The sequence below is a fragment of the Pseudomonas fragi genome, assembly GCF_002269505.1.
In the GTDB taxonomy this organism is placed as follows: domain Bacteria; phylum Pseudomonadota; class Gammaproteobacteria; order Pseudomonadales; family Pseudomonadaceae; genus Aquipseudomonas; species Aquipseudomonas fragi_D.
The window spans coordinates 1-19,364 of the sequence record NZ_NQKQ01000005.1; the positions used below are offsets into that span (position 1 = coordinate 1).

Below are 19,364 nucleotides of genomic sequence, written 5' to 3' on the forward strand. Positions count from 1 at the left end.
ATCAGCTGTCACCGGTAGAGTTTGAAAAGCGTTACGCAGCGAGCCTGGAGAGTGTCTAGGAAACCCGGGGCGATTCAGTCACCCCTAGTCGTTGTTCAAGCCTTTGAATAACAGTATCGGAAGCGGGGGGGTTGAGGTCTGCTAATAGGGAGGGATTGCTGGCTTTGAGCCAGGCTTCGAGCTTTGTCCATTGTTGTTTCATAACAACTGCTCCTTGGATTTTACGGATAAGCGCCTGACTTTATAGCGATGCAGGTGAGTGCCTCGGTGCGACTCAGGTAGTACAGTCAAGGATGTTTGTATCTCTCAGGCTGATGGCATCTTGCCATATCTGATGGGGATGTTCCGCAACTTAAGCAGGGCTGCATGACGTGCAGGGGGATTTGCCGGTTCAATTGCGCTGATGACAGGCCTGTGCAGATGGCGCCTTGGTGAATGGGCAGAGTCCGCATCCGGATGCTTTGCTAGTCGTTTGATCGCTCTATCAGAAACGCAGATTTGTGGGGGGGCGATTGGGCAACTATCGTTTGTTCTATCAAGTCGCGCCTGTGCATCTTGGACGAAGCCCTTCGGGTGTTTACAGGGCACGGTCCGGATACGCTTCAGGGTGATGAAATGTGCGAAAGTCATTTTCTCCGCGCTTGCGTTTATTAATGGAATTTTTGGCTTTGGCTGTGTTCCAAGGCCTATAAAGGTCTAACGCCAATGGCCTTTGCCCCTAGAAAGATTGATCAGGAGCTTCACCATGTTCATTTCGCGTCGTTTGATTGTTGCTGCAAGTGCGGTTGCCTTGCTGGCTGGCTGCGCTACGCCTAACCCGTATGACAACCAGGGCCAGGCGTCTTCCGGGACGGGCTTGAGCAAGACTGCCACCTACGGTGGCCTGGGGGCTCTGGCCGGTGCTGTGGCCGGTGCTGCCATCGACCATAACAACCGTGGCAAGGGCGCGTTGATCGGCGCTGCTGTAGCGGGCCTGGGGGCTGCGGGTTATGGCTATTACGCCGACAAGCAGGAAGCAGCCCTGCGTGCGAGCATGGCCAACACGGGCGTTGAAGTTCAGCGCCAGGGCGACAACATCACCCTGGTGATGCCGGGCAACATCACGTTTGCAACCAACTCGGCCAATATTGCCCCAAGCTTCTACCAGCCGCTGAACAACCTGGCCAACTCGCTCAAGCAGTTCAACAACCAGAACCTGATCCAGATCGTGGGTTACACCGACAGCACCGGTAACTACAACTACAACATGCAGCTCTCCCAGCAGCGTGCGCAGAGCGTGGCTACCTACCTGACGTCCCAGGGTGTCAGCGGCCAGTACCTGTCAGTCAAAGGCATGGGCCCGGCTGATCCGATTGCCAGCAACGCCACCGCAGATGGCCGTGCACAGAACCGTCGCGTACAGGTGACGCTGGCGCCAATCCCGGGCATGCAGTACCAGCAGCCGGGTCAGGTACAGCAGTACCCTTAACGCTTGATCGCAGCCTTCGTTCCTCGACAGCGACTACAGGTTTTCAGCTGCTGTAGTCGCTGCCGAAGGCTGCGATGCATGCTTGAGACACACAACAAAAAGCCCCGCGATCCTTGCAGATCGCGGGGCTTTTTGTTGTGTGCAACTTTTACTTCTTCAGACCGTAATGCTCATCGAGCATGCCCGGGCCGTTGGGGCTTTTTGGCGCGTAGTCCAAAGGCGGCTCGGTGCTGTGCGGCGGGGTGATGCGCTCGCGATGCGGTTGTGGCACATCCGGGTGCAGTGCAGCCAGCAGGCGTTGGCGAGTCTGCTCGTCCAGGGCCAAACGGTTGGCGCCCTCGGCGAGGTGTTCTTGCACGTCCTGATAGCTCTGTGTGAGTTTCTTCACCAGGTTGGCGGTGGTGTTGAAGTGGGTAACCACTTCACTTTGGTAACTGTCAAAACGTTCCTGGATGTCGTCCAGCTGACGCTGCGTGCGATTAGGCACGGCATTGGGCAGCAGACGGGCAACCAGAAAACCAATGGCGACACCGGCAACCAGGGCGAGAGTCGGCAACAACCAAATCAAGAGCGAGTGTTCCACGAGTCCTTCCTCTATAAACGGCTTTGCTTTACGTTAACGGCTCGGACCTGCGCTGTATACCGCGATGCACTCGCAAATATGTCAGACAGAATCTATCAGCTAGACGAGTCGACCCAATCTGAGGTCACGGAGTTCCCTCTTGCTTACCCGCGAAACCCCCGTAGTAATTGCTGGCCCGGTTGGCCAACTGGAAGCCCTGTACCTTGATTCTGCTGAGCCAAAGGGCCTTGCGCTGCTGTGCCACCCCAATCCGGTGCAGGGCGGAACCATGATGAATAAAGTAGTTTCGACCCTGCAGCGTACTGCCCGTGATGCTGGCATGATTACCTTGCGATTTAATTACCGTGGCACCGGCGCCAGTGAAGGCAGCCACGATATGGGCACCGGCGAAGTCGACGATGCGCTGGCCGCCGCTCGCTGGCTGCGTGCCAAACACCCTGACTTGCCGATCACTTTGCTCGGTTTTTCGTTCGGTGGTTTTGTTGCTGCCAGCCTCGGCGGCCGGCTTGAAGCTGAAGGCGAGCAGTTATCGCGGCTGATCATGGTGGCACCGGCGGTGATGCGTTTGCGTGACGAAGACACCTTGCCCCACAACTGCCCGCTCACGGTTATCCAGCCTGAAACCGACGAAGTGATCGACCCGCAGCTGGTCTATAACTGGTCAAACGAGCTGTCACGCCCCCATGAGCTGCTGAAAGTGGCAGAATGCGGACACTTTTTTCACGGCAAGCTGCCTGAGCTCAAAGAGTTGGTAGCGCCACGCCTTTCGAATTGATTGCAGCCTGATAAGCGATTACCCATGACCACTCGTACTCGTATCCTCACCGGTATCACCACCACCGGTACGCCGCACCTGGGCAACTACGCCGGGGCCATTCGCCCTGCGATCGTGGCCAGCCGCGACCCCAATGCCGATTCGTTTTACTTTCTGGCCGACTACCACGCCCTGATCAAGTGCGATGACCCGCTGCGCATTCAGCGCTCGCGTCAGGAAATCGCCGCGACCTGGCTGGCCGCCGGTCTCGATGTCGAGCGTGTGACCTTCTACCGCCAGTCCGATATCCCGGAAATCCCGGAGCTGACCTGGCTGCTGACCTGTGTGGCGGCCAAGGGCCTGCTCAACCGTGCTCACGCCTACAAGGCTTCGGTGGACAAGAACCTGGAAAACGGTGAAGACCCGGATGCGGGCATCACCATGGGCCTGTACAGCTACCCGGTGCTGATGGCAGCGGACATCTTGATGTTCAACGCCAACAAGGTGCCGGTGGGTCGTGACCAGATCCAGCACGTTGAAATGGCCCGCGACATTGGCCAGCGCTTCAACCACCTGTTCGGCAATGGCAAAGAATTTTTCGCCATGCCCGAAGCGCTGATCGAAGAAAGCGTAGCTACCTTGCCGGGCCTGGACGGTCGCAAGATGTCCAAGAGCTATGACAACACCATTCCGTTGTTCAGCAGCGCCAAGGACATGAAAAGCGCGATCTCGCGCATTGTCACTGACTCCCGTGCTCCGGGCGAAGCCAAAGACCCGGACAACGCGCACCTGTTCACCCTGTATCAGGCGTTCTCGACGCCCGTGCAGGCGGCTGAGTTCCGCAGCGAGTTGTTGCAGGGCCTGGGCTGGGGTGAGGCCAAAGAGCGCCTGTTCAAGCTGCTGGATGCCGAGCTGGGCGAGTCCCGCGAGCGTTACCACGACTTGATGTCGCGTCCTGATGATATGGAAGACATCCTGCTGGCCGGCGCGCAAAAAGCCCGCAAGATCGCGGCACCTTTCCTGACCCAGTTGCGCGAAGCAGTTGGCCTGCGCTCGTTCGTCAGCGCCGCGCAAACGGCCGCCACCAGCAAAAAGAAAGCCGCCAAGGGGCCGCGTTTTGTCAGCTTCCGTGACGAAGACGGCAGTTTCCGTTTCCGCCTGCTGGCAGCTGATGGCGAGCAATTGCTGTTGTCGCGCAGTTTTGCCGATGGCAAGGCGGCGGGGCAGGTCACCAAGCAACTGCAAGCCGGTGAGCCGCTGGATGTACGCAGCGATGCGCTGAGCTTCAGCGTCTGGCTGGGTGACGCCTGTGTGGCCGACAGCCCGGCTTTTGCCGACAGTGCGGCGCGTGATGCGGCGATCGAAGCTTTGCGACTGGCCCTGGTGCCTGCGCAAGACTGAGAAACTGCGACGTTTCGTCTCAGGTTTGATTGCCATTCCCAAGGGTCGTCGCTACAGTGTCGGCCCGTTTTTGTTGCCTTGCTAACGAATTATGACGCCTCTAGAACGATATCAAGCAGATCTGAAACGCCCGGACTTCTTCCACGATGCCGCGCAGGAAAACGCTGTGCGCCATTTGCAGCGTCTGTACGACGACCTGGTCGCTTCCTCGCAGAGCAAGCCCGGCCTGTTCGGCAAGCTGTTCGGCAAAAAGGAGCTGACGCCGGTCAAGGGCCTCTACTTCTGGGGTGGCGTAGGCCGTGGCAAGACTTACCTGGTCGATACGTTTTTCGATGCCCTGCCGTTCAAGGAGAAGGTGCGTACCCACTTCCACCGCTTCATGAAGCGCGTGCATGAAGAAATGCGCACCCTCAATGGCGAAAAGAACCCGCTGACCATCATCGCCAAGCGCTTCTCTGATGAGGCGCGGGTGATCTGTTTTGACGAATTCTTTGTATCGGACATTACCGATGCCATGATTCTCGGCACCTTGATGGAAGAACTGTTCAAAAACGGCGTAACCCTGGTGGCGACCTCGAACATTGTTCCGGACGGACTGTACAAGGACGGCCTGCAGCGGGCGCGCTTCTTGCCAGCGATTGCCTTGATCAAACAGAACACCGAAATCGTCAACGTTGACAGTGGCGTCGACTATCGCTTGCGTCACCTTGAGCAGGCCGAACTGTTTCACTTCCCGCTGAACGAAGAGTCCGAGAAGAGCCTGCGTGAGAGCTTCAAAGCGCTGACGCATAACTCCAACAGGGCGATCGAAAACGATGATCTGATCATCGAAAACCGCACCATCCGTGCCTTGCGTACCTGTGATGATGTGGCCTGGTTCGATTTTCGCGAGCTGTGCGACGGCCCGCGTAGCCAGAATGACTACATCGAGCTTGGTAAAATCTTCAACGCCGTGATCCTTAGCGGTGTCGAGCAGATGGAAGTGAAAACGGACGATATCGCCAGGCGTTTTATCAACATGGTCGATGAGTTTTACGACCGTAACGTCAAGCTGATCATCTCGGCCGAAGTTGAGCTTAAAGACCTGTACAAGGGTGGGCGCCTGAACTTCGAGTTCCAGCGTACCCTCAGCCGTTTGCTGGAAATGCAGTCCCATGAATACCTGACGCGGGCGCACAAGCCCTAGTCGAGAAAAGGCCTGCATTGCAGGCCTTTTTTTAGGGTGCCGGTTTCAGCCTTCGGTCGCCTTGAACCCCAGGCGCTGCAAGTGTTTACCAACTTCACGGCCCAGTCCGGCACCGATCAGCAGCCATATAAGAATCCGCGCCTTGTACGGGCACAAAAAACCGCACATCAGCGCTCCGCGGTCGATCAGGTCCATTTCGCTGCCGATAAATCCGTAAGAGGCCTCGGCGGTGGAGCCCGAACCTGTTCGGGTCGCCACCAGCACCGGAATTTCGGTGGTGATCTGGTCGATCAGATCGACCCAATCGATACTGACATGCCCGGCGCCGAAGGCACTGACCACTAGCGCGTCATATCCCAGAGCCAGCACATGTTCCAGCAGTACGGTGTCGGCAGACAGGGTTGCCGGCAACAGTGCAACCTTGTGATGAGTGGAGCGCGGCATGGGCAGAACCGTGCGCGCACTGGCTTTGCGCAGATAGATAACGCGGTTTTCGATGATCAGCCCCGCAGGGCCGAAAAGTGCTGAGTTGAAAGCCTCAAGCGCCATTGCCGAGCTTTTGCGCACATGCAGTGCTTGATGAATCTGCCCGTTCATGACCACCAGCACGCCGCGCTTGCGGCTCTGCGCGTCGAGGGCGACCCTGGACGCGTCTGTCAGGTTGGCGGAGCCGTCAGCACCTTGCTGGTCGCTGGGGCGCATGGCGCCGGTCAACACCAATGGCACATCGTCACTCCATAGCAGATCAAGGAAAAACGCGGTTTCCTCCAGGGTGTCTGCGCCTTGCGTGATGACGACGCCTTGCACGCCCAGCTTCACTTGTTCCTGAGCCCAGATCAGCACTTCAAGCAACAGGTTGAAATCCAGCGAGGCGCTCGGCACCAGGCACAGGGTCTCGATATGGACGTCCAGCCCTTCGTGCAATTGCGAAATGCCGTCAAGCAGTGCTTCGCCAGTGATCACGGGAGTGGCCCCTGCGCCGGGTTGGGTCGCACGCATGCTCACGGTGCCACCCAGGGCGCCGATAGAGAGTAGGGGCAGGGTGTGGTGATTGAGTTGTTGCGCCATGCGGCGTACCTCCACCAGGGGCCGATTAAGCCTCTTCTTGTGAGTGCCCCTGTTGAGGGCGTTTCACATCAGAGGCTTTTTGGGCGGGCGGAGGAATCAGATTGTTCTGCTTGGTGTGTAGTCTATCGCTTAGTTTTTAAGCGACCTGATTTACACCAGCGTGCAGGAACTGTTGACGATACTGGTTGGGTGACAGTTCGGTATGTTGGCGAAACAGCCGCGCGAAGAAGCTTGCGTCGTCATAGCCCACGTCATAGCTGATGGTCTTGATGCTTTTGCGGGTGGCCGAGAGCAGGCCCTTGGCGGTTTCTATGCGCAGGCGCTGCAGGTAGTGCAGGGGTTTGTCGCCGGTGGCCAGCTGAAACCGGCGCATAAAGTTGCGGATGCTCATGCCGTGATCGCGCGCGACGTCTTCGAAGCGGAACTTGTCGGCGAAGTGCTCTTCGAGCCAATGCTGGATTTGCAGGATGATCACGTCCTGGTGCAGCTTCTGGCCACCAAAGCCGATACGCCCCGGGGTGTAGTTGCGCTGCACCTCGTAAAGGATGTCGCGGGCCACGGCCTGGGCGATATTGGCGCCGCAAAAACGCTCGATCATGTAGATGTAAAGATCGCAGGCTGAAGTCGGGCCGCCGGCGCAGTAGAGGTTGTCGGCGTCGGTGAGGTGTTTGTCCTGGTTGAGGTGTACCTGGGGGTAGCGACGGGCAAAGGTGTTGAAGAAACGCCAGTAGGTGGTGGCCTCTTTGCCATCGAGCAGCCCGGCTTCAGCGAGCCAGAATACTCCGGTGGCTTCTGCGCACAGGACAGCGCCGCGGGCATGCTGTTCGCGCAGCCAGGGCAGTACTTGGGGATAACGCTGGCACAGGGTGTCGAAATCGTCACCGAAGGCCGGGAGGATGATGATGTCAGTGTCCTCCAGGCCGCCGTCCACGGGGAGCACCACATTGCTGAAGCTGATGGCCGGTTTGCCGTCCGGGCTAACCAGGCGGGTTTCGAAGGTAGCGTTCAGGCCTTGGCCCAACTGTTTGCCGTGACGCAGGCTGGCGAGGTGAAAAAAGTCCTTGGCATGCATCAGGGTCGAGGCGAAAACCCGATCGATGGCCAAAATGCTGACACGCCGCAGGGGCGTGGAGAGTTGATTAGACATAGACATATTTTGATTATTCTTATAGGTGAAATTGGTCAACTTACGGCTGGATCGTCTTATGTTTTTTCCTGTGTGTCCAGAGGTTGCTGCTTTTGTGGGAGCGGGCTTGCTCGCGATGCAGACGATGCGGTGTTTCAGAGAAACCCCATGGATGTCATCGCGAGCAAGCCCGCTCCCACAAGGGGGGCAGTGGGTCAAGGTGCCGGGTTTGGCTGGTCCTTGTGGATGGCGTCGATGCCGGCCAATACCTCATCCGACAGTTTCAGGTCGAAGCTGGCGATATTGCTTTTGAGTTGCTCCATCGTCGTGGCGCCAATGATGTTGCTGGTGACGAACGGTTGTCGGGTGACGAAAGCCAGGGCCATTTGCGCCGGGTCCAGGCCATGTTCGCGAGCCAGTGCAACATAGCGTTCGCTGGCAGCCACGGCCTGCGGGTTTGAATAGCGCGAGAAGCGGCTGTAGAGGCTCAGACGGCCTTTTGGCGGTTGGGCGCCGCCACTGTACTTGCCGGTGAGCATGCCGAACGCCAGGGGCGAGTAGGCGAGCAGGCCGCACTGTTCGCGAATGGCGATTTCTGCAAGGCCGACTTCAAAACTGCGGTTGAGCAGGCTGTAGGGGTTCTGGATCGATACGGCGCGCGGCCAGCCGCGACTTTCGGCCAGTTGCAGGAACTTCATGGTGGCCCATGGCGTTTCATTGGACAGGCCGATATGGCGGATCTTGCCGGCCTTGACCTGCTCGTCGAGCGCTTCGAGGGTGTCTTCCAGCGGGGTAAAGGTTTCTTCGGCGTTGTGGGTGTAGCCAAGCTGGCCGAAGAAGTTGGTGCTGCGCTCGGGCCAGTGCAGCTGGTAAAGGTCGATCCAGTCGGTTTGCAGGCGCTTGAGGCTGGCGTCCAGGGCTTGCACGATATGGGCGCGGTTGTGCTTGAGGTTGCCGTCGCGAATGTAGTCGATACCATTGCCGGGGCCGGCGATCTTGCTCGCCAGTACCCAGTCGGCGCGATCACCACGCTCCTTGAACCAGTTGCCGATGTAGCGCTCGGTGGTGGCGTAGGTTTCTGCCTTGGGCGGCACCGGATACATCTCGGCAGTATCGATAAAATTGATGCCGGCATCTTTGGCGTAAGCGATCTGCTCGAAGGCTTCAGCCTGGGTGTTCTGCTCGCCCCAGGTCATGGTCCCGAGGGCGATTGCGCTTACGTTCAGATCGGTGCGGCCAAGCTTTCGGTAGTCCATCGGGTGCTCCTTCGGGTAAACAAACATAAAAGCAGGTTGTAATTTTTTGCGCAATCTGGATAATTGCCCACCTCTTTCTGCAGTGGAAGTGATGCGCCGCCTGCCGAAGAATCTTGCCGTTGAACGGACGCGCTGACCCGAGCCCCCGATAGCGTCTGTATCCGGCTGCCTTTGACTTGTCAAAGTACGCACTATTCAGTAAGATCCGCCGTCTAATTTACAGGGCGGCCCCTGAGGCTATAAAGAATGAAAACTTTTACTGCTAAACCAGAAACAGTAAAGCGCGACTGGTTTGTCGTCGACGCTGCTGGTCAGACCCTGGGTCGTCTGGCCACCGAGATCGCGAGCCGTCTGCGTGGCAAGCACAAGCCGGAATACACTCCGCACGTTGACACCGGTGATTACATCGTTGTTATCAACGCTGAGCAAATCCGTGTTACTGGTGCTAAAACCACTGACAAGATGTACTACTCTCACTCCGGTTTCCCGGGCGGGATTAAGTCGATCAACTTCGAAAAGCTGATCGCCAAAGCTCCTGAGCGCGTGATCGAGACCGCGGTTAAAGGCATGCTGCCTAAAAACCCACTGGGTCGCGACATGTACCGTAAGCTGAAAGTCTATGCGGGCGCTGCTCACCCTCATACTGCTCAGCAGCCCCAAGAACTGAAGTTTTAACGGAATAGTTCATTATGTCGGCGACTCAAAACTACGGCACTGGCCGTCGTAAAACCGCAACCGCTCGCGTTTTCCTGCGTCCGGGTACCGGTAACATCTCCATCAACAACCGCACTCTGGAGAATTTCTTCGGTCGCGAAACTGCCCGCATGGTAGTTCGTCAGCCGTTGGAACTGACTGAGACTGTCGAGAAATTCGACATCTACGTCACCGTGATCGGTGGTGGTGTAAGTGGTCAAGCTGGCGCAATCCGCCACGGTATCACTCGCGCACTGATGCAGTATGACGAAACCCTGCGTGGCGCTCTGCGCAAAGCTGGCTTCGTTACTCGCGATGCTCGTGAAGTTGAACGTAAGAAAGTCGGTCTGCGTAAAGCGCGTAAGCGTCCGCAGTACTCGAAGCGTTAATTCGCAGCTTCGTTCAAAAAAGCCCAGCCTCCTTCGGGAGCTGGGCTTTTTTTATGGGCGATGATTTAACGGTGTGACAACTTGCCACATCCAGCAAACGCCTATACTACAAGGCTTGTAGCCGCCCCAGAGCGGTAATTACCTTGTAAGACTAGGGGCTTTTCATTACCATTCTGCAAAATTTTTATAAGTAATAGCTGCATATTTAGTAGATGCCTGATTTAACAGGCCACAAAGCTGATGGGAGAGGACTGAATGAGCAATGACGGCGTAAATGTCGGCCGGCGTCGCTTCCTCGTAGCAGCCACATCCGTGGTGGGTGCTGCAGGAGCGGTGGGGGCGGCGGTCCCGTTCGTGGGGTCGTGGTTTCCCAGTGCCAAGGCGAAAGCTGCTGGCGCACCGGTGAAAGTGAATATTGCAAAGGTCGAGCCAGGTCAGCAAATGATTGCTGAGTGGCGTGGCCAGCCGGTATTCATCGTACGTCGCACCGAGGAAATCCTGGCAAATCTGAAGAAGATTGAAGGGCAGCTTGCTGACCCGGATTCCAAGCAATCTGATCAGCCTGCTTATGTAAATCCGGAGCTGCGGTCGATCAAACCAGAAATTCTGCTGTTGATCGGTATTTGCACCCACTTGGGCTGCTCGCCTACGTTCCGTCCTGAGGTCGCGCCGGTTGATCTTGGCAAGGACTGGGTAGGTGGCTATTTCTGCCCTTGTCATGGTTCGCACTATGATCTGGCCGGCCGCGTCTACAAGGCCCAGCCAGCGCCGCTGAACCTGCCAGTACCGCCCTACTACTATGAGACGGACAACATTGTTGTCGTTGGCCTCGATGGGGAGAACGCGTAATGAGCAAGTTCATGGATTGGGTAGATGCCCGTTTCCCCGCCACCAAAATGTGGGAAGACCACCTCAGCAAGTATTACGCCCCGAAGAACTTCAACTTCTTCTATTTCTTTGGTTCTCTCGCACTGCTCGTTCTGGTCAACCAGATCGTCACCGGTGTGTGGCTGACCATGAGCTACACGCCGTCGGCAGAAGAGGCGTTTGCTTCTGTCGAATACATCATGCGTGACGTCGAATACGGTTCAATTCTGCGCTTGCTGCACTCTACCGGTGCATCGGCGTTCTTTATCGTCGTCTACCTGCACATGTTCCGCGGCCTGCTCTACGGTTCTTACCAGAAGCCCCGTGAGCTGGTCTGGCTGTTCGGCATGATGATTTACCTGGCACTGATGGCTGAAGCCTTTATGGGCTACCTGCTGCCATGGGGGCAAATGTCCTATTGGGGCGCCCAGGTGATCATTTCGCTGTTCGGTGCTATCCCGGTTATCGGTAACGACCTGACCCAGTGGATTCGTGGTGACTACCTGATCTCCGGTATTACCCTGAACCGCTTCTTCGCCCTGCACGTGGTGGCCTTGCCTATCGTGATCCTGGGGCTGGTGGTGCTGCACATTCTTGCCCTGCACGAAGTCGGCTCCAACAACCCTGACGGCGTGGATATCAAGAAGCACAAAGACGAAAACGGCATACCGCTGGATGGCATTCCATTCCACCCGTACTACACCGTGAAAGACATTGTCGGCGTGGTGGTGTTCCTGTTTATCTTCTGCTCGATTGTGTTCTTCTTCCCGGAAATGGGCGGTTACTTCCTGGAAAAACCGAACTTTGAACAGGCTAACGCCTTTAAAACGCCGGAGCACATTGCCCCTGTCTGGTACTTCACGCCGTTCTACGCGATCTTGCGTGCCATCCCGGACAAGTTGCTGGGTGTCATTGCCATGGGCGCCGCGATTGCCGTGCTGTTCGTGCTGCCCTGGCTTGACCGCAGCCCGGTCAAATCCATGCGCTACAAAGGCTGGATGAGCAAGGTATGGCTGTGGGTGTTCTGCATCTCCTTCGTGATTCTGGGTGTGTTGGGCGTATTGGCGCCGACCCCGGGCCGCACGCTGTTGTCGCAGGTGTGTACGTTCCTGTACTTCGCCTACTTCATTCTGATGCCGTTCTACACCAGGCTTGAGAAGACCAAACCGGTTCCGGAAAGGGTGACTGGCTGATGAAAAAGCTATTTGCGGTATTGATGCTCGCGGCCATGCCTGTGTTCGCCTTTGCGGCCGAACAGGGTGTGCAGCTCGACAAGGTCGACATCGATGTTTCTGACAAGGCGGCCCTGCAGGACGGCGCGCGTACGTTCGCCAACTACTGCATGGGTTGTCACAGTGCCAAGTTCCAGCGTTACGAGCGTGTTGCTGACGATCTGGGCATTCCCCATGAAGTCATGCTCGATAATCTGGTGTTCACCGGTGCCAAGATTGGCGACCACATGAAAATCGGCATGCAGCCCAACGACGCCAAGGCCTGGTTCGGTGCTGCACCGCCGGACCTGACGCTGGTGGCCCGTGTGCGTGGCACAGACTGGCTTTACAGCTACCTGCGTGCCTTCTACGAAGACCCGTCGCGCCCCTGGGGTGTGAACAACAAAGTGTTCCCGAACGTGGGCATGCCCAACGTGCTGGCACCGTTGCAGGGTCGTCAGGTTATCGGTTGCAAGCAAGTTCAGATCGTCGAAGACGGCAAGAAGCAGTATGATCCGCTCACCGGCACGCCTTTGACACATGAAGCGTGCGACCAGCTGACAGTGCTGCCAAAAACCGGCGCCCTGACAGAAGAGCAGTTCGATGAGAAGATCAAGAATCTTGTGACCTTCCTGGCTTACTCGGCCAACCCGGTGAAGCTGGAGCATCAGCGCATCGGTACTTACGTGCTGATCTACCTGGCCTTCCTCTTTGTATTCGCTTATCTGCTCAAGCGCGAATACTGGAAAGATGTGCACTGATATAGTTACACGCAATGCTGTTAATCGTGCGCGCCCGAGGGTGTCTCTGAAAAGGTAACAGTGCAGGACAAGCGGCAGGCCGGGTCAATGACCTTGCTTGCCCGGGTTCTGCGGTTATCAGAGGCGTTCCTTGGGCGCGTTCGTTTTTCCGCTCCCGATAATTTCAACAAGCGAGGAGGACCGCCATGGGCGTGACCAATCGGTTGGCCTGTTACTCCGACCCCGCCGACCACTATTCCCATCGAGTACGTATTGTGCTCGCAGAGAAAGGTGTCAGCGCCGAGATCATCAGTGTGGAGGCGGGCCGTCAGCCGCCGAAGCTGATCGAAGTGAACCCCTACGGCAGCCTGCCAACCCTGGTCGATCGTGATCTGGCGTTGTGGGAGTCGACTGTGGTGATGGAATATCTGGATGAGCGCTATCCGCATCCGCCGTTGTTGCCGGTTTACCCGGTAGCGCGGGCCAATAGCCGCCTGCTGATCCATCGTATCCAGCGCGACTGGTGTGCGCTGGTCGACCTGATCCTTGATTCGCGGACCAAGGAGCCGGCGCGTGTGCAGGCCCGCAAGGAGCTGCGCGAGAGCCTGACGGGTGTTTCTGCATTGTTTGCCGACAAACCTTTTTTCCTCAGTGATGAGCAAAGTCTGGTCGACTGCTGTCTATTGCCGATACTCTGGCGTCTGCCTGTTTTGGGTATTGAATTGCCGCGGCCAGCCAAGCCGTTGCTCGACTATATGGAGCGCCAATTTGCGCGTGAGGCTTTCCAGGCGAGTCTGTCTGGTGTCGAACGCGACATGCGCTAAAGCTTTAGGAGCCCTCGATGAATTCAAGTCGACCTTATCTGGTGCGTGCGCTCTATGAGTGGATCGTTGATAACGACTGCACTCCGCACATGCTGGTTAACTCTGACTACCCCAAGGTGCAAGTGCCTGCGGGTTTTGCCAGTGACGGGCAGATTGTCCTGAATGTTTCGCCAACCGCCGTGCGTCAATTGCACATGGACAACGAAGCAGTCAGCTTTGAAGGGCGTTTTGGTGGTGTGCCGCACACGTTGTACGTGCCTATTGCCGCAATCCTGGGCGTTTACGCTCGTGAGAATGGCCAGGGCATGGTGTTCGACCTGGAAGAGCCTCTAGAGGTTGATGATGAGGTTGAGCCGGATGACGACGGTCCGCCGCCAGGCTCCGAGCCGCCGCGACCTACAGGCCGACCAAGCCTGAAAGTGGTGAAGTAATAAAAAGGCGACCTGAAAAGGTCGCCTTTTTTGTGGCTGGCAGTTGGATGGCTGTCAGTCGATGTACTCGAACAGTTTGACGATTTTCTGTACCCCGGAAACGCTCTGTACCAGGCTGGTGGCACGAGCGGCTTCCTGTTTGGTCACCAGGCCGAGCATGTAGACGATGCCGTTCTCGGTGACAACCTTGATGCGCGAGCCGGGAATGGCGCTATCGGTCAGCATCTGGGTCTTGATCTTGGTGGTCAGCCAGGCATCGTTGTTGCGTGCCAGGATCGACGACGGTGCCATGACCTGCAGCTCGTTGTTGACCTTCTTCACGCGCTGTACTGCAGCAGCGGCCTGTTCGGCCTGGGCCTTGAGGTCTGCGCGCGGAGTCTGGCCGGCGAGCAGCACGATGCCGTTGTAGCTGGTGACAACGATGTGCGAGCCGGTGTCCAGATCCGGGTTGGCCTTGGCCACGTTCACGGCGACTTTGGTTTCGATCAGCGAATCATCGATCTTGCTGCCAAAGGTGCGTGTGCCGCGATCATCCTCAATGGGCTTGTCACGGGTGGCGGTCAGCACCGAACTGCAGCCGGCGGTCAGACCAAGACACAAGGTCAGGGCTACCAGGCCTAGGCGATTAAAAGTCATTCTTCACTCCCGAACAGTTGGCTGTCGATCAGATCGCACAAGCAGTGGATCGCCAGCAGGTGGACTTCTTGAATACGTGCAGTGACATTGGACGGTACACGGATCTCCACGTCCTCGGGCAGCAGCAGTGAGGCCATGCCGCCGCCGTCGCGGCCTGTCATCGCGACCACGATCATTTCACGGTCATGGGCCGCCTGGATGGCCTGGATGATGTTGGCCGAATTGCCGCTGGTGGAGATGGCCAGCAGAACGTCGCCGGGCTGGCCCAGGGCGCGGATCTGCTTGGAGAAGATCTCGTTGAAACTGTAATCGTTGGCGATCGAGGTGATCGTCGATGTGTCGGTGGTCAGTGCGATGGCGGGCAGGCTCGGGCGTTCGCGCTCGAAGCGGTTGAGCAGCTCGGATGAGAAGTGCTGGGCGTCGCCTGCCGACCCGCCATTGCCGCACGAAAGCATTTTGCCCTCATTGAGCAGGGCGTTGACCATCACCTGGCTGGCTTGCTCGATATGAGGGGCAAGCACTTCCATCGCCTGCTGCTTGGTGTCGATGCTGGCCTGAAAAAGCTGGCGAATCCGGGATTGCATGTCCATCAATGTGACCTTAAGTAGGGCGGCTGGTCGGGCGTGAACCAGGTGTTCCTGGGTGACTTCCCGGCACAAGAATGTGCAGCCCGCAAAGCAAAGCAAAATCGTTAAAAAAGGGTGCTGGAATCGGCCTGGCAGCGCTACTGGCTGTCAAAGGCATTCCGTAGCCAGTTCAATCGGGGTGTTGCGCTGTCCATCGTTACCACATCAAAACGGCACGGGTGATTGGCCCAGCGCGCCTGTTGCTGCAAAAAATGCTGGGCAGCCAGTATCAGTTTTTGACGCTTGCGGGCGTCAATACTGGCCAGTGCGCCACCCCATTGCGCGTGTTGGCGGTAACGAACTTCGACGAATACTACTGTATCGCCGTCAAGCATGACCAGATCCAGCTCGCCGCGCCTGCATGCCCAGTTCTGTGCCAGCAGGCGCAAGCCCTGTTGCTCAAGATGCCGCAGCGCGAGGCGCTCGGCATCCTTGCCAGTTTGCTGGCTTGAGCGTTCAGGCATCAGTTGACGGTAGCCGGTAGCCGCTGCGGCTGGCCATTGACGAATTCAGCCCATGGCAGTTGGCGTTCTACTCGTTGCGTCGGGCTCATGCTCAGGCTGCCGGACATGCCGTCAATCCGGCTGTCGGGCAGGGCTTTAAGCTGGCCCAGGCTCGGCGCCAGGCGATAGGCGTCGATGCCCATTGCATACAGGCGACCCAGACTGCCGCTTGCTTGTGGCCATTGTGCGCTCACTTGCTGGCGCAGCGGGTTGCTCGGGTCGAGCAGCCAGGGTGTTTCACAAAAACGGATGCCGTTCATGTCGTTGTACTGGTTCTGGTCGCCGCTGGCGCTGAATACGTGGGACGTCGCATAAACCGGCAGGTCGCCTGCGTACTGGTAATTGAGTGTGGGCTTGATCTGCTGGGCCTGCTGCGGGGTGGCAGCAAGGAACAGGAACTGCATGTCCTGGCGACGCGTTGGCTCGGCCGAGCCGCCGTTTTTGCGCAGTTGCACCAGATCGGCCACTTGCTGGGCCAGGGCCACAGGCTTGTCGATATGTTCAACGCCGACAACGCTGCCGCCGTGTGCTTCCCATTCCTGGCGGAAGGCCTTGAGTACGCGGTCGCCCCATTCGCCGACTGGCACCATCGCGCCAGCACGGGTCAGGCCGTCGGCCCGGGCGCGACGCGCCACTTCACGGGCTTCGTCTTCAGCCGCGAGGCCGAACTGGAACAGTTGCGCGGGGCTTTGAGTGCCTTCGCTGTAGTTCAGGGCCAGAGTGGTGATCGGCAATTGCTGGCGGGTGCTGAGTTGCTTGACCAGGGATTTCTCCAGCGGGCCCACCACCAGTTGCACGCCGTCGGCCTGGGCCTGACGGTAGAAGTCGTCCAGCGAGGTCAGGCGCGAGCTGTCATAGAACTGAATGCTCGGCGGGTTTTGACCGGCTTGCTGGGCCTGATAATGCGCGGCCATGAAGCCATCACGCAGTGCCTTGCTCACCGAGGCCAACTGGCCGTCCTGTGGCAGCAGCAGGGCGATTTTGGTCAGGGGCTGGCTGGCCAGTTCCTTGAGCTTGATCAACGGTGTTGGCAGCTGGATGGCGGCAGGGTGAGCCGGGTTCTGTGCGCGCCATTGGTCAATTGCGTTCTGTTGGTCCTGCAGGGTGCCGGCGCTCTTCACGGCCAGGGCCAGAGACATCCAGCCGCCCAGGACATCATTGCTCTGGCTATGCAGTTGCTCGACCGGCAAGCTGGCCACCAGTGCCCAGATGGCGTCGTTGTTGCTGTTGGCGGCTTCACCGGTGAGGTTCTGGCTCAGCGCTGTGCGTTCGCGGGCGGCGGCCAGGGCCTGGCCGTCAGCTTCAAGGGCGCGGGCATGGACGGTGCGGGTGCGCACTTGCAGGTCCACTGGCAACTCACCAAGGATCGCCGTGCTTGGATGGTTCAGAGCGGCGACTGCGGCCTTGGGGTCATTGCGGCTCATCGCCAGTTCGGCTGCCAGGGTGTTGGCAAAAACCTGTTGGGCGGGCTTGAGCTGATCCAGCGGGACCATGGCCAGAATCTGCGCGGCGCGGGCATTGTTTTGCTGGCGCTGGGCAAGGTCGGCTGCCGACAGGCGGAGCAGGGCGGCTTTTTCCGGATTGGTGCTCTCGGTGGCCTGCTGGAGCAATTGCTCAAGGCTGGCATCCGGGGTCCGTGGAAGTTCGCCAAGGCTGGACGAGGGCGAGCTGGCGCAAGCCGCCAACAGGGCAGCAAGGCAGAGGGCAGTGAACAGCCGCAGGCAAGCGATCATGTAGTGTTCCTGATACTCGATCAAATGAGGGGGGAAGTGTACCCAAGCGCTGGCCGGGGCGCGATGTTAGCGACAATAAAGCCTGAATTTAGATGCGTTCTGTACGTTGTGGCAGTAAAACTTTACCCGCTTGGCGTTTTGCGGCCTGCAGGGTGGGTGCGTTCATGAGGGCTCTACGCGCTACAATGGCGCCTTTAACTCTTATGAGGTGTGCGTTTTGACTGCTCCAGGTGATTTGAATTCCGTTCTTGGCTCACTTTATGTGGTGGCCACGCCCATCGGTAACCTGGACGACATCAGTGCGCGTGCGCTCAAGGTATTGCGTGACGTGTCGCTGATTGCGGCCGAAGACACGCGCCACTCCCTGCGATTGATGCAGCACTTTGGTATTTCCACGCCGCTGGGCGCTTGTCACGAACATAACGAACGTGATGAGGGCAGCCGTTTTATCCAGCGTTTGCTAGCGGGTGAAGATGTAGCCTTGATCTCCGATGCCGGTACGCCGCTGATTTCCGATCCGGGTTATCACCTTGTGCGTCAGGCGCGAGCGGCCGGGGTCAAGGTCGTGCCGGTGCCGGGTGCCTGCGCCTTGATCGCCGCCTTGTCAGCTGCGGGGCTGCCTTCTGATCGCTTTATCTTTGAAGGGTTCCTGCCGGCCAAGGCAGTCGGGCGTCGTTCGCGCCTGCAATTACTTAAAGAAGAACCCCGCACGCTGATTTTTTACGAGGCGCCGCACCGCATTCTTGAGTGCTTGCAAGATCTTGAGCTGGTATTTGGGCCAGAGCGTCCAGCATTGCTGGCCCGAGAGCTGACGAAAACGTTCGAGACGCTCAAGGGTTTGCCTTTGTCCGAGTTGCGCGCTTTTGTTGAAAACGACAGTAACCAGCAGCGCGGCGAGTGCGTGGTTCTGGTTGCCGGCTGGACTGCGCCAGAAACAGAAGAGGTGGTGAGCAGTGAAGCAATGCGTATTCTCGACTTGTTGCTTAAAGAGATGCCACTTAAGCGTGCGGCTGCACTTGCCGCTGAAATAACCGGTGAGCGCAAAAACGTTTTGTACCAAGTTGCACTTGAAAAGCAGAAAGCAGAGTAACGATTGATATCAAGTGATGGCTTTTTGATATCTTTGCAGGGCTACTCCCGTGACTAAAGGCCGCAACTCAGGTAAATCAACCTGCCTTGCGGCGTTTAACGCTTGTTCTATACGCTCTGTACAGTTAATCTTCGCCCTGGAGAGTCGATTGGACAGTCGCTGCCCTCTATGAAAATTAGGGGGGGGAGGAAAGTCCGGGCTCCATAGGGCGAAGTGCCAGGTAATGCCTGGGAGGCGTGAGCCTACGGAAAGTGCCACAGAAAATAACCGCCTAAGCGCTTCGGCGCCGGTAAGGGTGAAAAGGTGCGGTAAGAGCGCACCGCACGACTGGCAACAGTTCGTGGCTAGGTAAACCCCACTTGGAGCAAGACCAAATAGGGTCCCAAGGCGTGGCCCGCGCTGGGACCGGGTAGGTTGCTAAAGATGTCCAGTGATGGCCATCGTAGACGAATGACTGTTCACGACAGAACCCGGCTTACAGATCGACTCTCCACCTTTTTTCTCTTCTGCTTGCCCTGCAGGCAGATTGCTTTACTCGAAGTCGTTTTATCCCCCGCAATTCATTGTCAGAATATTTCCCGACGTAATGCCGAAAAGTTCTTACTCTTAACAAACTACTTTAAGTTTGAAGTCTAGGGCTTTGAATTTGCTGCGCGTCGCTGGTCAAAAAATCTCTCCGCTTACTGCTCCACGTCTATTTCCACTCCTAAATCTCCGTTATGTAAGGGTTTTCCTGTAGGCCGCTCCTTGACGGTGGTGTGGGCGCATTCCTATAGTGT

At 57.6% G+C, this 19,364-nt stretch carries 20 protein-coding genes, 1 other RNA gene and 1 pseudogene; 14 read left to right on the top strand and 8 right to left on the bottom strand.

From position 1 onward, the window contains the following. Positions 1-492: 492 nt before the first annotated feature. Positions 493-654 (top strand): annotated as a pseudogene (locus CJU81_RS24215) (MBL fold metallo-hydrolase); the annotation flags it as partial. 91 nt (positions 655-745) lie between these two features. Next, positions 746-1,468 carry an OmpA family protein gene (locus CJU81_RS06165; RefSeq protein ID WP_016779503.1) on the top strand — a complete coding sequence of 241 codons (723 nt, stop codon included), beginning with the start codon at positions 746-748 and terminating at the stop codon, positions 1,466-1,468. Positions 1,469-1,616: 148 nt separating this feature from the next. Here CJU81_RS06165 and CJU81_RS06170 read toward each other — a convergent pair whose 3' ends face one another. Next, positions 1,617-2,051 carry a YhcB family protein gene (locus CJU81_RS06170; RefSeq protein ID WP_016779504.1) on the bottom strand — a complete coding sequence of 145 codons (435 nt, stop codon included), beginning with the start codon at positions 2,049-2,051 and terminating at the stop codon, positions 1,617-1,619. A 139-nt stretch (positions 2,052-2,190) separates the two neighbouring features. Between CJU81_RS06170 and CJU81_RS06175 the strand changes: the two genes are divergently transcribed. The 3 genes from CJU81_RS06175 (at position 2,191) to zapE (ending at position 5,392) form a co-directional block, all read left to right on the top strand. Further along, a complete protein-coding gene (locus CJU81_RS06175) occupies positions 2,191-2,826 on the top strand; it encodes an alpha/beta hydrolase (RefSeq protein ID WP_095035932.1) in 636 nt (211 codons plus the stop codon). A 24-nt stretch (positions 2,827-2,850) separates the two neighbouring features. Beyond that, on the top strand, positions 2,851-4,206 hold the full coding sequence (locus CJU81_RS06180; RefSeq protein WP_095035933.1) for a tryptophan--tRNA ligase: 1,356 nt from the start codon (positions 2,851-2,853) through the stop codon (positions 4,204-4,206). Between the two features lie 91 nt (positions 4,207-4,297). Next, a complete protein-coding gene (gene zapE, locus CJU81_RS06185) occupies positions 4,298-5,392 on the top strand; it encodes a cell division protein ZapE (protein WP_095030382.1) in 1,095 nt (364 codons plus the stop codon). Positions 5,393-5,437: 45 nt separating this feature from the next. Here zapE and CJU81_RS06190 read toward each other — a convergent pair whose 3' ends face one another. The 3 genes from CJU81_RS06190 to CJU81_RS06200 form a co-directional block, all read right to left on the bottom strand. Further along, a complete protein-coding gene (locus CJU81_RS06190) occupies positions 5,438-6,460 on the bottom strand; it encodes an asparaginase (protein ID WP_095035934.1) in 1,023 nt (340 codons plus the stop codon). Positions 6,461-6,596: 136 nt separating this feature from the next. Continuing rightward, entirely contained in the window at positions 6,597-7,532 is a 936-nt protein-coding gene (locus tag CJU81_RS06195) for a GlxA family transcriptional regulator (RefSeq protein ID WP_176464808.1), read from the bottom strand. Between the two features lie 269 nt (positions 7,533-7,801). Continuing rightward, positions 7,802-8,842: an NADP(H)-dependent aldo-keto reductase gene (locus CJU81_RS06200; RefSeq protein WP_095035936.1), complete on the bottom strand. Its 1,041-nt coding sequence runs from the start codon at positions 8,840-8,842 to the stop codon at positions 7,802-7,804. Positions 8,843-9,088: 246 nt separating this feature from the next. Here CJU81_RS06200 and rplM point away from each other — a divergent pair, with 246 nt between their 5' ends. From rplM to CJU81_RS06235, 7 genes are all read left to right on the top strand, one after another. Continuing rightward, positions 9,089-9,517, top strand: coding sequence for a 50S ribosomal protein L13 (gene rplM / locus CJU81_RS06205; protein WP_007917032.1), 429 nt, complete (start codon positions 9,089-9,091; stop codon positions 9,515-9,517). A 14-nt stretch (positions 9,518-9,531) separates the two neighbouring features. Continuing rightward, positions 9,532-9,924: a 30S ribosomal protein S9 gene (gene rpsI, locus CJU81_RS06210; protein WP_003216038.1), complete on the top strand. Its 393-nt coding sequence runs from the start codon at positions 9,532-9,534 to the stop codon at positions 9,922-9,924. Positions 9,925-10,179: 255 nt separating this feature from the next. Then, a complete protein-coding gene (petA, locus tag CJU81_RS06215) occupies positions 10,180-10,773 on the top strand; it encodes a ubiquinol-cytochrome c reductase iron-sulfur subunit (RefSeq protein ID WP_083369776.1) in 594 nt (197 codons plus the stop codon). Beyond that, on the top strand, positions 10,773-11,984 hold the full coding sequence (locus CJU81_RS06220; protein WP_016779512.1) for a cytochrome b: 1,212 nt from the start codon (positions 10,773-10,775) through the stop codon (positions 11,982-11,984). The genes petA and CJU81_RS06220 overlap by 1 nt, the downstream gene beginning before the upstream one ends. Beyond that, the gene (locus tag CJU81_RS06225) at positions 11,984-12,763 is read left to right on the top strand and encodes a cytochrome c1 (RefSeq protein ID WP_095035937.1); all 780 of its coding nucleotides are present in this window, start codon (positions 11,984-11,986) and stop codon (positions 12,761-12,763) included. Before CJU81_RS06220 ends, CJU81_RS06225 begins: the two co-directional genes overlap by 1 nt. A gap of 185 nt (positions 12,764-12,948) precedes the next feature. Beyond that, positions 12,949-13,566 (top strand): glutathione S-transferase N-terminal domain-containing protein, encoded by a 618-nt coding sequence (locus CJU81_RS06230; protein ID WP_016779514.1) that lies wholly within the window; start codon positions 12,949-12,951, stop codon positions 13,564-13,566. 17 nt (positions 13,567-13,583) lie between these two features. Then, positions 13,584-13,997, top strand: coding sequence for a ClpXP protease specificity-enhancing factor (locus CJU81_RS06235; RefSeq protein WP_095035938.1), 414 nt, complete (start codon positions 13,584-13,586; stop codon positions 13,995-13,997). A gap of 54 nt (positions 13,998-14,051) precedes the next feature. Here the strand turns inward: CJU81_RS06235 and CJU81_RS06240 are convergent, their stop codons facing one another. From CJU81_RS06240 to CJU81_RS06255, 4 genes are all read right to left on the bottom strand, one after another. Further along, positions 14,052-14,633 carry a BON domain-containing protein gene (locus CJU81_RS06240; RefSeq protein WP_016779516.1) on the bottom strand — a complete coding sequence of 194 codons (582 nt, stop codon included), beginning with the start codon at positions 14,631-14,633 and terminating at the stop codon, positions 14,052-14,054. After that, positions 14,630-15,223 (bottom strand): phosphoheptose isomerase, encoded by a 594-nt coding sequence (locus CJU81_RS06245; protein ID WP_016779517.1) that lies wholly within the window; start codon positions 15,221-15,223, stop codon positions 14,630-14,632. The genes CJU81_RS06240 and CJU81_RS06245 overlap by 4 nt, the downstream gene beginning before the upstream one ends. A gap of 134 nt (positions 15,224-15,357) precedes the next feature. Next, on the bottom strand, positions 15,358-15,723 hold the full coding sequence (locus tag CJU81_RS06250; protein WP_095030376.1) for a YraN family protein: 366 nt from the start codon (positions 15,721-15,723) through the stop codon (positions 15,358-15,360). Beyond that, a complete protein-coding gene (locus CJU81_RS06255; RefSeq protein WP_095035939.1) occupies positions 15,723-17,495 on the bottom strand; it encodes a penicillin-binding protein activator in 1,773 nt (590 codons plus the stop codon). Before CJU81_RS06255 ends, CJU81_RS06250 begins: the two co-directional genes overlap by 1 nt. Before the next feature lie 235 nt (positions 17,496-17,730). Between CJU81_RS06255 and rsmI the strand changes: the two genes are divergently transcribed. Both rsmI and rnpB read left to right on the top strand, forming a co-directional pair. Further along, positions 17,731-18,585, top strand: a complete 855-nt coding sequence (gene rsmI, locus CJU81_RS06260) for a 16S rRNA (cytidine(1402)-2'-O)-methyltransferase (protein WP_095035940.1) — start codon at positions 17,731-17,733, stop codon at positions 18,583-18,585. 140 nt (positions 18,586-18,725) lie between these two features. Further along, an RNA gene (gene rnpB, locus CJU81_RS06265) (RNase P RNA component class A) lies at positions 18,726-19,079 on the top strand. Positions 19,080-19,364: the final 285 nt, after the last annotated feature.